The organism is Photorhabdus antumapuensis, assembly GCF_020387775.1.
In the GTDB taxonomy this organism is placed as follows: Bacteria; Pseudomonadota; Gammaproteobacteria; order Enterobacterales; family Enterobacteriaceae; genus Photorhabdus; species Photorhabdus antumapuensis.
Genome location: NZ_JAHZMK010000044.1, coordinates 27722 through 47508, shown reverse-complemented (window position 1 = coordinate 47508; position 19787 = coordinate 27722). Strand labels below are relative to the sequence as shown.

General features: G+C 42.4%; 19 protein-coding genes and 1 other annotated feature. Of the genes, 13 read left to right on the top strand and 6 right to left on the bottom strand.

The window, feature by feature from the left end:
- The first annotated feature begins 44 nt into the window (after positions 1–44).
- Positions 45–365 carry a trp operon repressor gene (trpR, locus tag KZ793_RS16900; RefSeq protein WP_118986644.1) on the top strand — a complete coding sequence of 107 codons (321 nt, stop codon included), beginning with the start codon at positions 45–47 and terminating at the stop codon, positions 363–365.
- A gap of 35 nt (positions 366–400) precedes the next feature.
- Here trpR and yjjX read toward each other — a convergent pair whose 3' ends face one another.
- Entirely contained in the window at positions 401–931 is a 531-nt protein-coding gene (gene yjjX / locus KZ793_RS16895) for an inosine/xanthosine triphosphatase (RefSeq protein WP_049583776.1), read from the bottom strand.
- 54 nt (positions 932–985) lie between these two features.
- Here yjjX and gpmB point away from each other — a divergent pair, with 54 nt between their 5' ends.
- Positions 986–1633, top strand: coding sequence for a 2,3-diphosphoglycerate-dependent phosphoglycerate mutase GpmB (gene gpmB / locus KZ793_RS16890; RefSeq protein WP_225816397.1), 648 nt, complete (start codon positions 986–988; stop codon positions 1631–1633).
- Here gpmB and robA read toward each other — a convergent pair.
- The gene (gene robA, locus KZ793_RS16885) at positions 1630–2505 is read right to left on the bottom strand and encodes an MDR efflux pump AcrAB transcriptional activator RobA (protein ID WP_225816396.1); all 876 of its coding nucleotides are present in this window, start codon (positions 2503–2505) and stop codon (positions 1630–1632) included. The two genes, gpmB and robA, sit on opposite strands and share 4 nt — an antisense overlap.
- A gap of 383 nt (positions 2506–2888) precedes the next feature.
- Here robA and creA point away from each other — a divergent pair, with 383 nt between their 5' ends.
- Positions 2889–3374 (top strand): protein CreA, encoded by a 486-nt coding sequence (gene creA / locus KZ793_RS16880; protein WP_225816395.1) that lies wholly within the window; start codon positions 2889–2891, stop codon positions 3372–3374.
- 67 nt (positions 3375–3441) lie between these two features.
- On the opposite strand, the gene arcA is transcribed toward creA, so the two are convergent.
- Entirely contained in the window at positions 3442–4158 is a 717-nt protein-coding gene (gene arcA / locus KZ793_RS16875; RefSeq protein WP_225816394.1) for a two-component system response regulator ArcA, read from the bottom strand.
- 657 nt (positions 4159–4815) lie between these two features.
- On the opposite strand from arcA, the gene thrL reads away from it, so the two are divergent.
- From thrL to thrC, 4 genes are all read left to right on the top strand, one after another.
- Positions 4816–4884, top strand: coding sequence for a thr operon leader peptide (gene thrL / locus KZ793_RS16870; RefSeq protein ID WP_225816409.1), 69 nt, complete (start codon positions 4816–4818; stop codon positions 4882–4884).
- Positions 4823–4942: a sequence feature (Thr leader region), on the top strand. (Overlaps the previous gene by 62 nt.)
- Before the next feature lie 25 nt (positions 4943–4967).
- A complete protein-coding gene (gene thrA / locus KZ793_RS16865) occupies positions 4968–7427 on the top strand; it encodes a bifunctional aspartate kinase/homoserine dehydrogenase I (protein ID WP_225816393.1) in 2460 nt (819 codons plus the stop codon).
- 2 nt (positions 7428–7429) lie between these two features.
- Positions 7430–8359 carry a homoserine kinase gene (thrB, locus tag KZ793_RS16860; RefSeq protein ID WP_225816392.1) on the top strand — a complete coding sequence of 310 codons (930 nt, stop codon included), beginning with the start codon at positions 7430–7432 and terminating at the stop codon, positions 8357–8359.
- A 3-nt stretch (positions 8360–8362) separates the two neighbouring features.
- A complete protein-coding gene (gene thrC / locus KZ793_RS16855) occupies positions 8363–9661 on the top strand; it encodes a threonine synthase (protein WP_225816391.1) in 1299 nt (432 codons plus the stop codon).
- Between the two features lie 49 nt (positions 9662–9710).
- Here the strand turns inward: thrC and yaaA are convergent, their stop codons facing one another.
- Positions 9711–10487 (bottom strand): peroxide stress protein YaaA, encoded by a 777-nt coding sequence (gene yaaA, locus KZ793_RS16850; protein ID WP_225816390.1) that lies wholly within the window; start codon positions 10485–10487, stop codon positions 9711–9713.
- 381 nt (positions 10488–10868) lie between these two features.
- Between yaaA and KZ793_RS16845 the strand changes: the two genes are divergently transcribed.
- The 3 genes from KZ793_RS16845 to mog all read left to right on the top strand — a co-directional run bounded on the left by KZ793_RS16845 (position 10869) and on the right by mog (position 13958).
- A complete protein-coding gene (locus KZ793_RS16845) occupies positions 10869–12080 on the top strand; it encodes an MFS transporter (RefSeq protein WP_225816389.1) in 1212 nt (403 codons plus the stop codon).
- A gap of 268 nt (positions 12081–12348) precedes the next feature.
- Complete coding sequence (gene tal, locus KZ793_RS16840) at positions 12349–13302, top strand: transaldolase (RefSeq protein ID WP_225816388.1); 954 nt, start codon at positions 12349–12351, stop codon at positions 13300–13302.
- A gap of 80 nt (positions 13303–13382) precedes the next feature.
- Complete coding sequence (mog, locus tag KZ793_RS16835) at positions 13383–13958, top strand: molybdopterin adenylyltransferase (protein ID WP_225816387.1); 576 nt, start codon at positions 13383–13385, stop codon at positions 13956–13958.
- A gap of 38 nt (positions 13959–13996) precedes the next feature.
- On the opposite strand, the gene KZ793_RS16830 is transcribed toward mog, so the two are convergent.
- Positions 13997–14350 (bottom strand): sodium:solute symporter family transporter, encoded by a 354-nt coding sequence (locus tag KZ793_RS16830; RefSeq protein ID WP_225816408.1) that lies wholly within the window; start codon positions 14348–14350, stop codon positions 13997–13999.
- A gap of 170 nt (positions 14351–14520) precedes the next feature.
- Here KZ793_RS16830 and KZ793_RS16825 point away from each other — a divergent pair, with 170 nt between their 5' ends.
- Both KZ793_RS16825 and galK read left to right on the top strand, forming a co-directional pair.
- Positions 14521–15594 carry a UDP-glucose--hexose-1-phosphate uridylyltransferase gene (locus tag KZ793_RS16825; RefSeq protein ID WP_225816386.1) on the top strand — a complete coding sequence of 358 codons (1074 nt, stop codon included), beginning with the start codon at positions 14521–14523 and terminating at the stop codon, positions 15592–15594.
- A gap of 22 nt (positions 15595–15616) precedes the next feature.
- Entirely contained in the window at positions 15617–16777 is a 1161-nt protein-coding gene (galK, locus tag KZ793_RS16820) for a galactokinase (protein WP_225816407.1), read from the top strand.
- 119 nt (positions 16778–16896) lie between these two features.
- On the opposite strand, the gene satP is transcribed toward galK, so the two are convergent.
- Entirely contained in the window at positions 16897–17466 is a 570-nt protein-coding gene (gene satP, locus KZ793_RS16815) for an acetate uptake transporter (protein WP_118986689.1), read from the bottom strand.
- Positions 17467–17779: 313 nt separating this feature from the next.
- Between satP and dnaK the strand changes: the two genes are divergently transcribed.
- Positions 17780–19690 (top strand): molecular chaperone DnaK, encoded by a 1911-nt coding sequence (dnaK, locus tag KZ793_RS16810; RefSeq protein WP_225816385.1) that lies wholly within the window; start codon positions 17780–17782, stop codon positions 19688–19690.
- Positions 19691–19787: the final 97 nt, after the last annotated feature.

Genomic DNA, 19787 nt, shown 5'->3' with positions numbered 1-19787 from the left:
GTTATGCTGCTGTACTAGTTAAATAGTATGATGACTGATTAATTATGACGACAAATCATCTGACAGACCCGGCACTTTCGCCGCAAGATCATGAAGATTGGCAATGTTTCGTGATATTACTCCAACAGGCTTTTGCTGAAAATCTACAGCATCCGATTTTGCAGTTATTATTGACACCTGATGAACGGACAGCACTGGCTACCAGGGTACGCATTATCAAGGAGTTGATGAGTGGAAAAATGAGTCAACGTGAGCTGAAAAATGAACTTGGGGTAGGTATTGCGACGATTACGCGTGGTTCTAATAGCCTGAAATTTGCCTCAAACGATGTGAAGGCTTGGTTGGAACAGCAATTACTGCAATAGCAGGCCGCCAATTGCGGCCTAGGCGGAATGCTTGTTTAACGGGCGTTCAGCTCTTTATAAATTTCATGATGTACAGGCACTAAAGCCAATATCAGAGCTTGGTGGTACACACTGGTACGAGTCAGGATGCCATCAGTGAAAAAGCCAATTGCACCATCTTTCTGCTTGATGTTATCAATGCCTGTCAGGTAAGCCATTTCATGGCCTAATTCCCGACCTTCGCGGATACCATCAAGAATTTTTTCTGGTAGCATCAGGCTGGCTGAACGAGATTCTCCGCGAATTTGCTGATATTCCACGACCATCCAGGCAAATGTCATATCGTCTTCAATACCCGCTTCCACACCTACCCAAAAGTCTGCTTCAGGGCGAACTTGTCTGGCAGCCATGACACGCTGGCGGGCGCCAGTGCGGGTTTCCGTGTTACCAATAGGCTGTTGTGGGACGCTACTGTCTACATTGATATCTTCGATCCGATAAGTACCTGGCCCAAAAACATCATCAAAAGCGAGACTAATGGCTTTAATTTTTGCAGGGTTGGTGGTTGCAGCAATAACGTGATACATAATAGATGAGTTATCCTTTGAACGAGTATTTACGCAGTATAACGGAAAATGAAAATGTTACAGGTATATCTTGTTCGTCATGGGGAGTCTGAATGGAACGCAGCACGTCGTATTCAGGGACAATCCGACAGCCCTTTGACTGAAACAGGCGAACATCAAGCCAGATTAGTGGCGCAAAGAGTAAAAGCTGAAAGTATTACCCATATTATTACCAGTGACCTTGGACGTACACGCCGAACGGCGGAAATTATTGCTGAGGTTTGTGGTTGTGAAATTATTCTGGAGCCACGTTTGCGCGAGTTGCATATGGGGGTGCTTGAACGCAGAAATATTGATTCATTAACATCGGAAGAAGAGAACTGGCGTAAGAAAGTCCTTGATGGCACACCTGGGGGACGTATCCCCAAAGGCGAATCTATGGATGAACTGGCTGTGCGTATGAGGGCTGCGCTGGAAAACTGTCGTAATCTGCCTGTTGGTAGCCGGCCCTTGTTAGTCAGTCATGGCATCGCTTTGGGATGTTTGGTTGGCACAATATTGGGATTGCCCGCACATGCTGAACGTCGTCTTCGCCTGCGAAATTGCTCTCTGTCCAGAGTGGATTATCAGCACAGTCCGTGGCTAGCGTCGGGCTGGATTGTAGAAACGGCAGGCGATATCACACATTTGGATACGCCCGCACTGGATGAATTACAACGTTAATGCTGGATAGGAATGAGATACTGAAATTCGATGATATGATTCGCCGCTTCCTTTTCTCTATCATTGGTATTGGTAAGATAATATCGTTCGATGTCGTATCCCTTCCTACGTGTCAGGTTTAGCATTGGCAGGCAAATACCATAGACGGTAAACAGGAAATCCTGTAAGCCATCTTTGGTACCGTAGTAACTAAATGAGACGTATTCTCCAGCCGGTAATGTCACAGGTTGGCTGCCTGCCACATCAAACTGGGCATATTGGGGTTCTACCGCTGTTGTATACAATACGGTTTGTTCATCTTCTTTTTCTGGATTGGGAGTCGCATGATGAAGGCCATAAAGTACAGGAGGTAACACTTCTGCATTTTGCAGATAGTATGTCCAGAAATTGTGGCGCATTTCAGTACAAAAATTAGACCATTGTTCCAGCGTATAGGAACAGGTCTGTTCTATACCCACCAGTGGCTGTTCCTTTAGTGTGAGATAGGTTGCTTCGGGAATATACCTTTTATCCAGCAATATGGGCGGGCAAATACCCGTGGCGCACCATTCCTCACTGAGTCGATAAAGTGCTGGTGTTTTATTGAATTGTTTTTTAAATGCGCGAGTGAAAGTTTGTTGGGAGTCAAACTGGTACTGTAAAGCAATATCCAGAATAGGGCGGCTGGTTAAACGCAAAGCAACGGCTGCCCGCGATAACCTTCTGGCACGGATATAGGAGCCAATAGCCTGGCCGGTAATGTCTTTAAACATACGTTGCAGGTGCCATTTAGAATAACCTGCTTTAGCTGCAACATTATTGAGTGATAATGGTTGATCCAGATGATTATCTAGCCAACGTAATAAATCACGAATGATGCCGGTTTGATCCATACATCTCCTTAGTCATTAAGACCAGAAAGAACAACATAAGAACCTATACTACTAGGCTATTTTGTTTGCCACTTGAACAGCCCCACAGAGTGGTAGAACGAATTATTCCTTGTGTATCGTATGTCTGCTCTGATTTCTGCGTAATGTTCGTGTTCATAATTTGTTGACAAGCGTGGCATTCAACAATAACTCTACTGGATATAAGCACTAAGTGTAAAACAAGTCTTATATTTACAATAGGATACTTATTCGTATTATTATTTCACTCATTACTTTGTGAAATTATATTAATGATTAATTGTTCCTATTGATGATATTACCGTTATGTTTGGTATCTTGGCGGTGAAATTTTACGCTGAATTAATTAAGGCATGAGACTATATATGTTAAAAATCATAAAGATACTCGTAGCAACAACATTGTCGTGCCTATCTGTGGCGGCTCTGGCTGAAGAGATTGGCTCGGTGGATACTGTTTTTAAATTTATCGGGCCTGATCACAAAATTGTCGTGGAAGCGTTTGATGATCCTGATGTTAAAAATGTGACTTGCTACCTGAGCAGGGCAAAAACAGGCGGAATAAAAGGGGGTTTAGGACTTGCGGAAGATACTTCTGATGCTGCTATTTCTTGTCAGCAGATTGGAGAGATTGAACTAACAGACAAGATTAAAAAGAGTAGCAAAAAAGGTCAGGTGGTTTTCCAGAAACGAACCTCACTGGTGTTTAAAAAACTTCAAGTCGTTCGCTTCTATGATGCAAGCCGTAATGCATTAGTCTATCTGACATATTCCGATAAGATGATCGATGGTTCACCGAAGAATGCGATCAGTGCTGTACCTATTATGCCGTGGAAGACAGTGGAAAATTGAGGGGCAGGATGGGTTCCTACAGGGATATCCCATCCTGTCATTTTTAGAGGCTTACCGATAGTTCAAGTTAGGCTTCCAAATCACCACAGAAACGATAGCCTTCACCGTGAATGGTGGCGATAATTTCTATCGTATCTGGCGTCGATTCAAAATGTTTACGGATACGACGAATCGTTACATCAACAGTACGGTCATGAGGTTTCAATTCACGACCTGTCATCTTTTTCAGTAAATCTGCGCGCGTTTGGATTTTGCCTGGATTTTCACAGAAATGAAGCATGGCGCGGAACTCGCTGCGTGGCAATTTATACGGTTCACCAGCCGGGCTGATCAGAGAACGGCTATTGATATCTAATTCCCAACCGTTGAATTTATAACTCTCAACCTGGCGACGTTCCTCGCTGACATTACTCAGATTCATGGTACGAGAAAGTAGGTTGCGGGCGCGAATAGTCAATTCACGCGGGTTAAATGGTTTGGTGATGTAATCATCTGCACCGATTTCCAAGCCAAGGATTTTGTCTACTTCGTTATCACGGCCAGTCAGGAACATCAAGGCAACATTTGCTTGCTCACGCAGTTCGCGGGCAAGTAACAAGCCATTTTTGCCTGGAAGGTTAATATCCATAATTACCAGGTTAATGTCGTTGTTTGACAGAATATGGTGCATTTCTGAACCATCGGTGGCTTCATAAACTATGTACCCTTCAGCTTCGAAAATGCTTTTTAGGGTATTGCGAGTGACAATTTCGTCTTCAACAATCAAAATGTGCGGGGTTTGCATGGTTGCTACCTAGAATCGCTTAAAAATAAATCAGAATGATTCAAACTACTCTTATCTCAGGATATTTACTGGTTATTATTTGTCATCACTGAAATTATAGTTTAAATCAGTAATAACATTTATTGATATGTTTTACACTGAAAGTAAAAGTTGCTTTTCCTTTGGTGGGTATGTACCCAAAAAACTGGTTAAACAGTGTTATGTTAGTCCATTAACAGCAATATAACAGCTTGCAATGCATTTACCATCTAAAAAAACTACCTTTTATTGACGTACATCAAAATTGATTGTAGCACGTTAATATTATTTATATTGGTTATTTTATACCTTGTATTCTGTCATGCAAATGACAAATTCTTGTTAACGCACAGAGTGGTTTTGTACGAAAAATAATCCCCCATGAGCTTGGTGGTGAATAAAAATAACTAATTTTTACGAAAAGATAAAATATATTGTTAATTTTGTTAAAAATGGATTTAACAACTAAAAGATTGGGTTCAGTAAGAAATATTTGTTTGTCTTTATGACCATGAAATGAATTATTCCAATGTTAAAAATATCAAAAGCATAAGGTTATTTAGAGAAAACGTTTGACTTTGCGCACAAATTCATTTAACCAATATAGGGTCGAACCCATTAAATGACAGGCAGGAACCTATGCGAACTATCAGCCTGAAAACCACAATTATTACCACCACCGGAACCACAGGTTACGGGGCGGGCTGACGCATATATAAAACAGAGAAAAAAGCCCGCATCCAAATCAGATGCGGGCTTTTTTTTGGCGCGGAATCAGGAGAAAAATGTTAATGCGAGTGCTTAAATTTGGAGGAACTTCGGTCGCTAATTACCAGCGTGTATTGAGCGTTGCCGATATTGCAGAAAAAAAACTTTCTCAAGGAGGGGCTGCGTTGGTGCTTTCTGCTCCGGCAAAAATTACCAATCATTTAGTGGCGATGATTGAGAAAACGGTAGCTGGGCAAGAGATCATTACCCATATGCACGATGCTGAGCAGATCTTTATTGATTTATTACAGGGGGTGGCACAGGTACAACCCGGTTTTGCTTATGAACGGTTAAAAATGATGGTTGAGCAAGAATTTGCTCAATTGAAACAGGTTCTGCATGGTATTTCGTTACTGGGCCAATGTCCGGACAGCATTAGCGCTTCCCTGATTTGTCGTGGGGAAAAACTCTCTGTCGCAATTATGGAATCTGTATTGCAGGCGCGTGGTCACAAGGTCACGGTGATTGATCCGGTAGAAAATTTGTTGGCACAAGGTCATTACCTTGAATCTACGGTAGATATCAACGAGTCTACGAAGCGCATTGCTGCTCTGAATATTCCTGATGATCATATTGTCCTGATGGCTGGATTTACGGCTGGAAATGATAAAGGGGAGCTGGTTGTCTTGGGGCGTAATGGTTCTGACTATTCTGCTGCGGTTTTGGCGGCTTGTTTGCGGGCTACATGTTGTGAAATCTGGACTGATGTGGATGGGGTTTATACCTGTGATCCCAGAGTTGTGCCGGATGCACGGTTATTAAAAGGCATGTCCTATCAGGAAGCGATGGAACTCTCTTATTTCGGCGCCAAGGTATTGCATCCACGGACCATTGCTCCAATTGCTCAATTTCAGATCCCTTGTTTGATTAAAAATACCGCCAATCCAGATGCACCGGGAACACTGATTGGTGACGGGCAGAAAGATGAAAGTACGCCGGTAAAAGGGATTACCAACCTGAGCAATATGGCAATGATTAATGTATCAGGCCCTGGTATGAAGGGGATGGTTGGTATGGCGGCAAGGGTATTTGCTGTTATGTCCCGCAAAGGGATCTCTGTTGTGCTGATTACTCAGTCATCTTCAGAATACAGCATCAGCTTCTGTGTCCCTCAACGTGAATTGGAACGTGCGCGTCAGGCGCTGAGTGAAGAATTCTATCTTGAACTGAAAGAGGGAGTTCTTGATCCTTTGGATGTGATGGAAAATCTTTCCATTATCTCTGTTGTTGGCGATGGTATGCGTACCCTGCGTGGCATCTCTGCCCGTTTCTTCTCTGCATTGGCGCGCGGTAATATCAATATTGTTGCCATCGCACAGGGATCTTCTGAACGTTCTATCTCGGCGGTTATCGATAATGAAGTGGCAACGACAGCTGTTCGTTTGTGCCATCAGATGTTATTTAATACCGATCAGGTGATCGAAGTTTTTGTTGTCGGCGTTGGGGGAGTTGGTAGCGTTTTGATTGAGCAGATCCGTCGTCAACAAACTTGGTTGAAGCAAAAGCACATTGATTTGCGGGTATGTGGTATTGCTAATTCACGGGCTATGTTGACGAACATGAGAGGTATTTGCCTTGATAATTGGCAGCAATGTTTATCAGAGGCCAAAGAACCTTTTAGTTTGAGCCGTCTGATCCGTTTGGAGAAAGAGTACCATTTGCTGAACCCGGTGATAGTGGATTGTACCTCTAATCAGCAAATTGCTGATCAATACGCTAGCTTCCTGAGTGATGGTTTTAATGTGGTCACGCCGAATAAAAAAGCCAATACTTCGTCAATGGCTTATTATCATCAGATCCGTAGGGCGGCAGAAAAATCTAAACGTAAATTTCTGTATGACACTAACGTAGGCGCTGGTCTGCCTGTTATTGAGAACTTACAAAACTTGCTTAATGCGGGTGATGAACTGGTTCAGTTCAATGGCATTCTTTCCGGTTCTCTCTCTTTTATTTTCGGTATGCTGGATGAAGGAATGTCATTATCTCAGGCGACGTTACTGGCAAAAGAGAAAGGCTATACCGAACCCGATCCGCGTGATGATCTGTCCGGTATGGATGTTGCCCGTAAGCTGTTGATCCTCGCTCGTGAATCAGGTTATGAACTTGAACTGGATGATATTGATGTAGAACCTGTGTTACCAGCCTCCTTTGATAACAAAGGGGACGTGGATGCTTTCCTTGAACGTTTACCCTCTCTTGATCAGGTTTTCAACCAGCGTGTGGCAGAAGCAAAAGAACAAGGGAAAGTGTTGCGCTATATTGGCATGATTGGAGATGGCTGTTGTAGAGTGAAAATCGTGGCAGTAGACAGCAATGATCCGCTTTATAAAGTCAAAAATGGCGAAAATGCGTTGGCATTCTACACGCGTTACTATCAGCCTATACCACTGGTACTGAGGGGATACGGAGCGGGAAATGATGTTACTGCCGCAGGTGTTTTCGCAGATATGCTGCGTACTTTGTCCTGGAAACAGGGAGTTTAATTGTGATTAGAGTCTATGCGCCTGCATCTATTGGCAATGTCAGTGTTGGGTTTGATGTACTGGGCGCCGCGGTCTCTCCAGTTAATGGTGCTTTATTAGGTGACTGCGTTACTGTCCGGGCAGCGAAGAGTTTCAGTTTGCGTAATGAAGGGCAGTTTGTGGGGAAGTTACCTGAGAAGCTGGAGCACAACATCGTTTACCAATGCTGGCAATTATTCTGCCAGCGTTTGGGCAAACAATTACCTGTGGAGATGATGCTGGAAAAAAATATGCCAATTGGTTCTGGCCTTGGCTCCAGCGCTTGTTCTGTTGTTGCAGGTTTAATGGCACTGAACGAGTTTGCAGGTCTCCCATTTAATGAAAGCCAACTACTGGCAATGATGGGGCAACTGGAAGGACGTATTTCCGGCAGTATTCACTATGATAATGTCGCTCCATGTTATCTCGGTGGTTTGCAACTGATTATGGAACAAGGGGATATTATCTGTCAGCCAGTACCTTCGTTTGATGAATGGTTATGGGTGATGGCCTATCCGGGTATCAAAGTTTCTACCGCAGAAGCCAGAGCAATTTTACCTGTAAAATATTTGAAGCAGGATGTTATCGATCATGGACGTTTTCTTGCTGGTTTTATTCATGCCTGTCATACACGGCAACCAGAGCTGGCAGCCAGATTGATGAAAGATGTGGTTGCGGAACCGTATCGTACCCAACTGTTACCGGGTTTTGCCAAGGCGCGTGAAACAGCAAAACGGGTAGGGGCATTGGCGTGTGGTATTTCTGGTTCTGGCCCGACATTGTTCTCCATTTGTAATGATATGGCTACCGCAGAGGAAATGGCTGAGTGGCTGCAACAGCATTATGTTCAGAATGATGAAGGTTTTGTACACATTTGCCGTCTGGATCTCGCAGGCGCACGACAAATAGGGTAACTAATGAAACTGTATAACTTGAAAGACAACAGCGAGCAGGTGAGTTTTGCGCAAGCAGTCAAACAGGGGTTAGGCAAACAGCAAGGGCTTTTCTTTCCGCAAGATTTACCCGAATTCAGTCGTGAAGAAATTGACCAACTGTTGAAACTGGATTTTGTCACCCGCAGCGGTCGCATTCTTTCAGCATTTATTGGTGATGAAATTCCGCCAGAGCAATTGGCGACCCGAGTTGAGAGCGCTTTTACTTTTCCGGCACCTGTGGCAAAAGTGGAAAACGAGGTTGCAACGCTAGAATTATTCCACGGCCCGACTTTGGCGTTTAAGGATTTTGGTGGCCGTTTTATGGCGCAAATGTTGGCACAAGTTGCTGGTGAACAGCCAGTAACTATCCTGACTGCGACTTCCGGCGATACAGGGGCAGCAGTAGCCCACGCCTTTTATGGGCTGAATAATGTACAAGTGGTAATCCTCTACCCACAGGGCAAAATCAGCCCGTTACAGGAGAAACTGTTCTGTACATTGGGCGGTAATATTCACACGGTGGCGATTGATGGCGATTTCGATGATTGTCAGGCATTGGTTAAACAGGCGTTTGATGATCAAGAGTTGAAACAAGCTCTGTATCTCAATTCAGCCAATTCAATTAACATCAGCCGTTTGTTAGCGCAAATTTGCTATTACTTTGAAGCGGTTGCTCAGTTACCAGAAGATAAGCGCGAACAACTGGTTATCTCTGTACCGAGTGGGAATTTTGGTGATTTGACCGCGGGTTTATTGGCAAAATCAATGGGATTACCGGTAAAACGCTTTATTGCTGCTACTAATGTTAACGATACGGTTCCACGTTATCTAGAGGATGGAAAATGGTTGCCTCATCGGACCGTTGCCACGCTTTCCAACGCAATGGATGTGAGTCAGCCAAACAACTGGCCACGTATTGAAGAACTGTTCCACCGTAAATCCTGGCCGTTGAGTGAATTGGGATATGGTGTAGTTAGTGATGAAGTGACTAAAGAGACCGTTAAGGAACTGGCTAAACTGGGTTATATCTCTGAACCTCATGCAGCGGTTGCTTATCGTGTTCTGCGTGATCAATTACAAGAAAATGAATACGGATTATTTCTCGGTACGGCTCATCCAGCAAAATTTAAAGAGAGTGTGGAACAGATTTTGGGTGAGGAATTACCATTGCCCAAAGCGTTGGCTGAACGGGCTGATTTAGATTTGTTATCCCATCATTTACCAGCAGATTTTGCTAAATTGCGATCTTTTTTGATGGAAAGAACACCTAAATCATCATGAAAATAGGCGCCGCACAGATTATGCGGCGTATATTATTGATAATAAGGTCTTAATGTTGTTCAGGGCGTTTAAATACCAGTTCATTCCCTTTGGATAACGATTCATCGAAAGCGTAGCCATCCAGATTAAACTCCACCAGACGGTCAGTTTGCGTTAACTGATTCTGAATAATAAACCGGCTCATCAGTCCACGGGCTTTTTTTGCATAAAAACTAATGATTTTATACTTACCATTTTTCTCATCGAGAAATACAGGTTTGATAATTTTACCGGCTAATTTTTTCGTATTCACGGATTTGAAATATTCATCAGAAGCCAGATTAACCAACACATTATCACCTTGTTGTTCCAGAGCATCATTGAGCTTTTCTGTGATCAGATCTCCCCAGAAAGCGTAGAGATCTTTACCGCGTTTATTTTCCAGTTTGATCCCCATTTCCAGCCGATAAGGTTGCATCAGATCCAAAGGACGGAGCACACCATAAAGGCCAGACAAGATCCTCAGATGCTCCTGAGCAAAATTAAAATCCTTATCGGAGAAAGTTTCAGCTTGCATACCAGTATAAACATCACCTTTAAATGCCAGGATAGCCTGACGGGCATTTTCTGGAGTGAAATCAGTATGCCATTCGCCAAAACGGGCTGCGTTTAAGCCAGCAAGTTTATCGCTGATACCCATCAAACTCGCAATTTGGGCAGGTGCCAGTTCGCGGCAAATATTGATTAACTGCTTTGATTGGTCGAGTAATTCTGGTTGGCTATATTCTGCCGTGGTAAGCGGGCTTTCATAATCAAGGGTTTTTGCAGGTGAAATAGTAATAAGCATAATATCGTCCCGGTTGTTCAGATGAAGTTACTTTAACAAAAGATAGGATAATAAAGAATTAATAATGACGATAGTAGAAACTGTGTACGTGATATCTGTCGGGTGACAAGCTGATAATTTTGCACTCCATTTTATTAATCTACACTGCCCTTAACATTAAAAACATTTAAATAATTTATAAAGGTATATTTTAATTTAAATTTAGATATAAATTTAAATTAAGTTTTTGTGGATTATTTAAATATCAGCTTTTGTGCGTTTGATCAATTTTTTTTGAATTGTAATATAGTAATTATTCTAAAAGTAAGCGGCTATATTATATTTACAATTTCTTATTTGATTGAAATCGATTGGATAAATAAAATATAAGTGGGATAAGATATGGAGAATAAAAATAGGCTATTATCCTCTGATATAATATCTATCTTTGGCACAGGAATAAGTGAAATAGCGCTTCTTTCACTTGTATATTCAATTACCAAGTCGGAGATAGATACGTCTTTAATGGTATCTGTAAGGTTAACAGCGAGTATATTAGTTTTTGTGGTTATTGGTGGGCTAACTGCTCGGTTTAATATGCGGGCTATTTGTATTTTTTCGGATTTCTTCCGGGCAGTAACAATATTTCTTGCTGTGTTTGTCAATAATATATATTTATTATTTTTCATATCTTTTCTTCTGTCATTTTTTTCAGGTTTGAATATATCGATAAGATCAGTGGCATACCAAGTATTTGTTAGCTCAGAAGAAAGAGTTGCTTTTATATCAAAGCAACAATTCTATTATGGATTGCTCTCTATATCTTCTCCATTGATAGCGGGTTTTTTGATAAATATGATTTCAATACGCTCTTTATTTATTATTGAATCAATGTGTTTTATTTTATCAATTATATTTCTCTTTTTTATCGGCGATTGGGGAACTAAAATAAAGGAAAAAGATATTTCTATGAAATATGGTGGCTTAGAATATATTATCAAGAATAATACGCAGAGAAATATATTATTATTCAGGATAAGTATTTTAACTGCCATGGTGTCATATCAAGTGATTTCGACCTATATAGTGACTTCTAACTATACAACAATTGCCTCTTTATTTAGTGGATTATATTCGTTTTCTTTTTCTGATTTGATTGCTTATTTTTCCTTTTTAGCTTCTGTTTCAATGTTATTTGGGTCTTATTTATCTGGTCGCTATTTTACTATAAGTAGAATAAAAAAATCTTTCTTTCTTGGTTCTCTATTGATTGCGATTGGGAGTATTCTTTGGGCTATGCCTTTATCAAAAATTGTCCTGTTATACTATACTCTGGGAACCATGCTTATTTTTATCGGACTTTCTTTTTTAAGGATATCTCTCTATACATCAGGGCAAGAGCTGACTCCAGAAAAATATTTTGCGAGAATAATATCGTCTTCAGATGCAATTTCAAGAAGTTACCAGTCAGCCTTTGGTATTATAATAATATGGTTAATCCCTTTGCTAGGAAGTAGTATTTTATTTGTCTTTTTTGCAATGTGTTCTTTGAGCTCAGTTTTTGTTGCAAAGAAAATAAGTGCTGATGTTGAGAATAAACTAACATTAAAGTAATTTATTTTGTATGAAATTATGGGTAATGGTTTCAATTTACTGAATTTTTATCATCTGTGATGAGATCCTTAAACCAAGAAACTTTACTAGCGGGGAGTCTGTAATGATGCCCTAAAGTTTGAAGGATTTGCCATCGAAAACATTTGTAAATCAACCAAACATCCTCAATTGTTTTTACCGCCTTGCAGCAAGGTCTTACCGTGTTATCATCAAAGGATGGCTCAGAAACAATGCCACAATTTCACGCATAACGATGAGATATGACAAAATGACCGATAAACTAACCTCCCTGCGTAAACTGACAACAGTAGTGGCAGATACCGGGGATATTGCGGCGATGAAACTTTATCAGCCACAAGATGCGACAACTAACCCATCTCTGATCCTTAACGCTGCCCAGATTCCTGAATACCGTAAATTAATTGATGAAGCAATTGCGTGGTCGCGTGAACAGAGCGATTCCCATGAGCAGCAAATTATGGATGCTAGCGATAAATTGGCGGTGAATATTGGTTTGGAGATTCTGAAACTGATCCCTGGCCGTATTTCGACAGAAGTTGATGCCCGTTTGTCTTATGACACCGAACGCAGTGTTGCTAAAGCTAAGCGCCTGATTAAGTTGTATAACGAGGCAGGTATTAGCAATGATCGGATTCTGATCAAATTGGCTTCAACCTGGCAGGGTATCCGCGCGGCTGAGCAGCTAGAAAAAGAAGGGATTAACTGTAACCTGACACTACTGTTCTCTTTTGCTCAGGCACGTGCTTGTGCGGAAGCCGGAGTTTATCTGATTTCGCCATTCGTTGGTCGTATCCTTGACTGGCATAAAGCGAACAGCGAGCAGAAAGAGTTCGCTCCACACGAAGATCCCGGCGTCATTTCTGTGACTGAAATCTACCAATACTATAAACAACATGGCTATGACACGGTGGTTATGGGAGCAAGTTTCCGTAACGCGGGTGAGATCTTGGAATTGGCGGGTTGTGACCGTTTAACTATTGCGCCTGCACTGTTGAAAGAGCTGTCTGAATCTCAGGGGGAAATTGAACATAAACTGAGTTATGCCGGTGAAATTAAAACGCGTCCAGAGCCATTGAATGAAGCCCAGTTCTACTGGGAACATCATCAGGATGCAATGGCAACAGAAAAACTGGCGGATGGTATCCGTAAATTTGCTATTGATCAGGGCAAACTTGAGAAGATGATCGCTGATCTGCTGTAATGATAGGCCATAAGCTATTCTTTTAGCGTTAAAGGCGGCATAATTAGCCGCCTTTTTGCTATCAGTTAATTGAGGTTTGTATGAATGAATTGCGTATTGGCTTGGTATCCGTCTCTGATCGTGCATCGAGTGGTGTTTATCAGGACAAAGGGATTCCGACATTAGCAGAGTGGCTGAAAAGTGCGATTACCACCCCTTTTCAGATAGAGACTCGTCTGATCCCGGATGAGCAGATCATCATTGAACAAACCTTGTGTGAGCTAGTGGATGAAATCGGCTGTCATCTGGTTTTGACCACCGGTGGAACTGGTCCCGCACGTCGGGATGTGACCCCTGATGCCACATTAGCGGTTGCAGACCGTGAAATGCCGGGATATGGCGAGCAGATGCGTCAGATTAGTTTGCAATTTGTTCCAACGGCAATTTTATCTCGTCAGGTTGGCGTTATCCGCAAGCAAGCTCTTATTTTAAATTTGCCAGGGCAACCAAAAGCAATTGCGGAAACGCTGGAAGGCTTGAAAGACGAAAATGGTAAAGTTCTGGTATCCGGTATTTTTGCCAGCGTGCCATATTGTATTCAATTGTTGGATGGCCCATATGTGGAAACCGATGATAAGGTAGTCGCGGCTTTTAGGCCGAAGAGTGCTCGGCGTTGAATGAATTTATCGAATTAATGGTTCCCTAAATGTGCCCACTAATAATGATTTCGTAAGAAACGTCGGCCTTTTGTGACAGCCACAATGCCTTTAGGATCATCGTCGTTAGCCGATGTACTTAAACTCGTAAATGCAATAATGACCAGTGTAAAGAGTAAGGTATAGAGCATTTGATCCATAAATGGCATCGAAAATGGCATAAATTTCAGGAATAAGGCAAAAGGTATTGATAAAACCACACCAATTATTGCCCCCTTACTGGTTGTTTTTTTCCAGAATAAGCCAAGTAAAAACACGGCTAAAATACTTGGTCTGACAAGGCCGATATATTCCTGAATATATTGGAATGCTTGGTTAATGCCACCAAGCATTGGCGCGACAAAACAGGCGATGGCAAATAAAATAGCTCTATTGGGATAGGTATTTAGTGTAATCGTTTACATTTGCGTGATTAATATCTCAGATTGGTGTTGATGCCCGCTGTTAAACTGTGTCCAGCCTGAGTGTGAATAAAAATTTTTACCATGGGTGTTGAAAAATATAAATCAAAGTAGAGACTGCTATGCCCAAGATTACGTTCAATCCTGTTGAACATCCCCATCGTCGTTATAATCCGCTAACCGGGCAATGGGTTTTGGTCTCTCCTCATCGGGTGAAGCGGCCGTGGCGTGGGCAGGATGAGCAGCCATTGATAGATAATATTCCTAACTATGATGAGCAATGTTTTCTTTGCCCATCAAATACACGTATTTCCGGTGATAAAAATCCTGCTTACCAAGGAAATTACGTTTTCAATAATGATTTTTCAGCCTTAATACCAGATTCACCTGAGGTGCCCCAACCGTCTCACCCGTTATTTAAAATACAAGGAGTACGAGGATTAAGTCGCGTAATCTGTTTTTCTCCTGATCACAGTAAGACATTGCCAGAATTGCCAATTGAACAAATTCGTCAATTGATTGATACCTGGAACGAACAAATTGAGATATTGGGTAAAGAGTATCTCTGGGTACAATTATTTGAAAATAAGGGCGAGATAATGGGGTGTTCTCAGCCTCATCCGCATGGGCAAATCTGGGCAAATAGTTTTTTACCCAATGAAATTGAGCGTAAAGATAAACAACTGCGTGCTTATTACCAGGAACAGGGTTCCAATTTACTGATGGATTATGTTCAGGCTGAATTAAATGATGGTGAACGGGTTGTAGTCGATACAATCCATTGGTTGGCAGTTGTACCTTATTGGGCTGCATGGCCCTATGAAACCATGTTGTTACCTAAAGTTCATGTGCGCCGAATGAATGAATTAACGGATGAGCAACGCGATGATTTGGCGGTCGCGCTTAAAAAGCTTACCAGCCGTTATGACAATTTATTTCATCGCTCGTTTCCCTATTCGATGGGGTGGCATTTTGCACCATTTTTTGAACAAGGTACCGATATTGAACATTGGCAACTACATGCACTTTTCTATCCGCCATTATTGCGATCGGCTACTGTGCGAAAATTTATGGTGGGCTATGAAATGTTTGCTGAAACACAACGTGATTTAACGGCAGAGCAAGCGGCTCAGTTTTTGCGTGCTTTGAGTGATGTACATTATAAAGAGCAACAATACTCATTATCGAGTGGCTGATACCATATTTGAGAGTAATATGATGGAAACTTTAATTAATCGTGTTAAAGATGTTTTTGATTTAATATTTCATTATATGCCGACACATATTATTCAGGCGCCAGGTCGGGTTAATTTGATTGGAGAACACACGGATTATAATGATGGTTTTGTATTGCCCTGTGCTATTAATTACCAAATTGTGGCTTCTGCGGCGAAGCGACAGGACAATATTATTCGTGTTGTTTCAGTTGATTATGGTAATGAATTAGATGAATTTGATATCAGTCAACCTATTATATTTCACGAAAGTAAAATGTGGGCTAATTATATTCGAGGGGTTGTGAAGTATTTGCTCCGTCGTGGATATGTATTTAAAGGGGCAGATATTGTAGTGACAGGTAATGTGCCGCAGGGAGCGGGATTAAGCTCATCGGCTGCATTGGAAACGGCTATTGGTCAAACATTTAAAACTCTTTATCACTTAGCGATTAGCCAAACGGAAATTGCGCTAAATGGACAGCAAGCGGAAAATGAATTTGTGGGATGTCATTGCGGCATTATGGATCAATTAATTTCAGCAGAAGGGAAAAATAATTATGCATTATTAATTGATTGCCGGCATTTAACCACTCAGGCTGTGTCTATGCCTAAAGATATAGCGGTTATTATTATTAATTCAAATAAGAAACGAGAATTGGTTGGCAGTGAATACAATATTCGCCGGACTCAATGTGAGCAAGCCGCGGCATTATTTGGTGTTAAAGCTTTACGGGATGTGACAATAGATGAGTTTGAAAAGCGTATTTCTGAGCTTGATGGGATCGTCGCTAAACGTGCACGCCATGTGATCACAGAAAATGAACGCACTCTTCTGGCAGCAAAAGCATTAGCAGAGGGTGATATGCCATTAATTGCAGAACTTATGGCACAATCACATCAGTCAATGCGTGATGATTTTGAAATTACCGTACCTGAAATCGATACCTTGGTTGATATTGTGCAGCAAGCCATTGGTAAACAGGGTGGAGTGAGGATGACCGGTGGTGGGTTTGGTGGTTGCGTGGTGGCTTTAGTATCACAAACTTTGGTTGATGCGGTTAAGGATGCTGTAGAGCAACACTATTTTGCGTTGACAGGTCTGAAAGAGACCATTTATGTGTGTCAGGTTTCGGATGGTGCAAGTCTGGTTGAAACACTGTAGGCAATAAAATGACAGATGCTTACTTTGAATTATTGAACATTGGAAAAAATAGGATAGCAATACGTTCATAACGGACTGGAAGAGGGGGAGAATTTTTCCCTCTTCCCACCCGTAGTTTATTACTGTTTTATCTCGCCAATAGGCAGAATGGTGCGGCCATACTGTTCATTCAGTACTTCCGCCATTGCCAGATAAAATGCGCTGGCGCCACAAATTATCCCTTCATAACCGGCAATCGTTAGAAGAGCGGTATTTCCGGTAAAGTTGCCAATAGCTAACAAAGCAAATAACAGCGTCAGACCACCAAAGATAAACTGTAGTACGCGGTTAGCCTTGAAGGTGCCAAAGAACATAAACAGAGTAAACACACCCCACAGGCCAAGATATACCGCTAAATATTGACTGCTGGTGGCTTCTGCCAGTCCCATTTTGGGTAGAAATAATAACCCGACCAGGCTAAGCCAAAACAGGCCATAAGAGGTGAAAGCAGTTGCGGCAAAGGTATTGCCTTTCTTATATTCAAAAAGTCCTGCCAGTACTTGAGCCAGGCCGCCGTAGAAAATACCCATGCTCAGGATAACGGATGCCAGTGGAAAGAAACCTGCGTTATGCAGATTAAGCAAAATAGTTGTCATGCCGAAGCCCATTAAACCCAAGGGGCCGGGATTAGCCAATTGATTAGCGCTCATATAAGTCCTCTGAAAGAAAATCGCAAAAGTCATAAATAGCAAAGGTGGCGAATCATAATGATCTGTCAGCAAGGAAACAATGACCTGTGAAATAATAAAAAGGTTTTTTTTTCTCATCCCCCTTGATGATGGCTTTAACGACCCCATCTTATAATCAACCGCAGTTGCTAATCGCTGTCCTATACAGCCGGTGTATAAAGCAAAGGTGAGGAATCGTGTAGAGGCATAAAAATGGGTGCCATTGAAAAGCAGAGAGTTATCCTCATATTGATTAGCAACTTGACTGATTACGAATTTCTTTGGAGGCGTTTAGATGGGTAAAATTATTGGTATCGACCTGGGAACTACCAACTCTTGTGTAGCTATTATGGATGGCACGACAGCTCGTGTGCTGGAAAACAGCGAAGGTGATCGCACAACCCCTTCCATCATTGCTTATACCCAGGATGGTGAAACTCTGGTTGGTCAACCGGCTAAACGTCAGGCTGTTACTAACCCGCAAAATACGTTGTTTGCTATTAAGCGTCTGATTGGACGTCGTTTCCAAGACGAAGAAGCGCAACGCGACGTAGCTATCATGCCATACAAAATTATTGCGGCAGATAATGGCGACGCATGGCTGGAAGTGAAAGACCAGAAAATGGCTCCTCCTCAGGTTTCTGCTGAAGTTTTGAAGAAAATGAAGAAAACAGCGGAAGATTATCTGGGTGAGCCAGTGACTGAAGCGGTAATCACCGTACCTGCATATTTTAACGATGCTCAGCGTCAAGCAACCAAAGATGCTGGTCGTATCGCAGGTCTGGAAGTAAAACGTATTATCAACGAACCAACTGCGGCTGCACTGGCTTATGGCTTGGACAGAGAAGTGGGTAACCGTACAATCGCGGTTTATGACCTTGGTGGTGGTACTTTCGATATCTCTATTATCGAAATCGATGAAGTTGACGGCGAAAAGACGTATGAAGTGCTGGCAACCAACGGTGATACTCACTTGGGTGGTGAAGACTTCGACAGCCGTATGATCAACTATTTGGTTGACGAATTTAAGAAAGATCAAGGCATTGATCTGCGTAACGACCCATTGGCAATGCAACGTCTGAAAGAAGCGGCGGAAAAAGCAAAAATTGAGCTCTCTTCTGCACAACAGACCGATGTTAACCTGCCATATATCACCGCAGATGCAGCCGGTCCTAAGCACATGAACATCAAAGTGACTCGTGCGAAACTGGAATCACTGGTAGAAGACTTGGTTAAACGTTGTATGGAGCCTGTACGGGTTGCATTGCAAGATGCTGGCCTGTCAGTTTCTGATGTGAACGATGTCATTCTGGTGGGTGGTCAGACCCGTATGCCAATGGTACAGAAAGTGGTTGCTGACTTCTTCGGTAAAGAGCCACGTAAAGACGTGAATCCTGACGAAGCGGTAGCAATGGGTGCTGCGGTACAGGGCGGTGTTTTGGCCGGTGATGTGAAAGATGTCTTATTGCTGGATGTTACACCACTGTCTCTGGGTATCGAAACGATGGGTGGCGTAATGACTCCCCTCATTGTGAAAAACACCACGATCCCAACCAAACACAGCCAAGTGTTCTCTACGGCAGAAGACAATCAGTCTGCGGTAACTATCCATGTGTTGCAGGGTGAGCGTAAACGTGCCGGTGATAACAAATCTCTGGGACAGTTCAATTTGGATGGTATTCAGGCAGCACTTCGTGGTATGCCTCAGATTGAAGTGACTTTTGATATTGATGCTGACGGTATTTTGCATGTATCTGCTAAAGACAAAAACACTGGTCGCGAACAGCAGATCACCATTAAGGCATCTTCTGGTCTGAATGAGGAAGAAATTCAACGGATGGTTCGTGATGCAGAGGCTAACGCTGAATCTGATCGTAAATTTCAAGAATTGGTACAAACACGTAACCAAGCAGATCAACTGGTTCACGGTACTCGTAAGCAAGTAGAAGAAGCGGGTGACAAGCTGCCAGCAGAAGATAAAACTGCGATTGAAAGTGCTATCACTCAGCTAGAAACCGCAGCGAAAAGCGAAGATAAAGCGGATATTGAAGCGAAAATTCAGGCTTTGGTTCAGGCTTCCGCTAAGCTGTTGGAAATCGCTCAGCAGCAGGCTCAGGCTGGTGCAACCGCAGACGCGGGTGACAGCGCGAAGAAAGATGACGACGTTGTAGACGCTGAATTCGAAGAAGTTAAAGATAAAAAATAATAGCCCTTAGCGGGCGCGGTGACAGTTAGATGATGACAACTGTTGCTGATTAACCGGCACGGGCGTCGAGGGAACTCTGCGCCCGTGTGCGCATGTT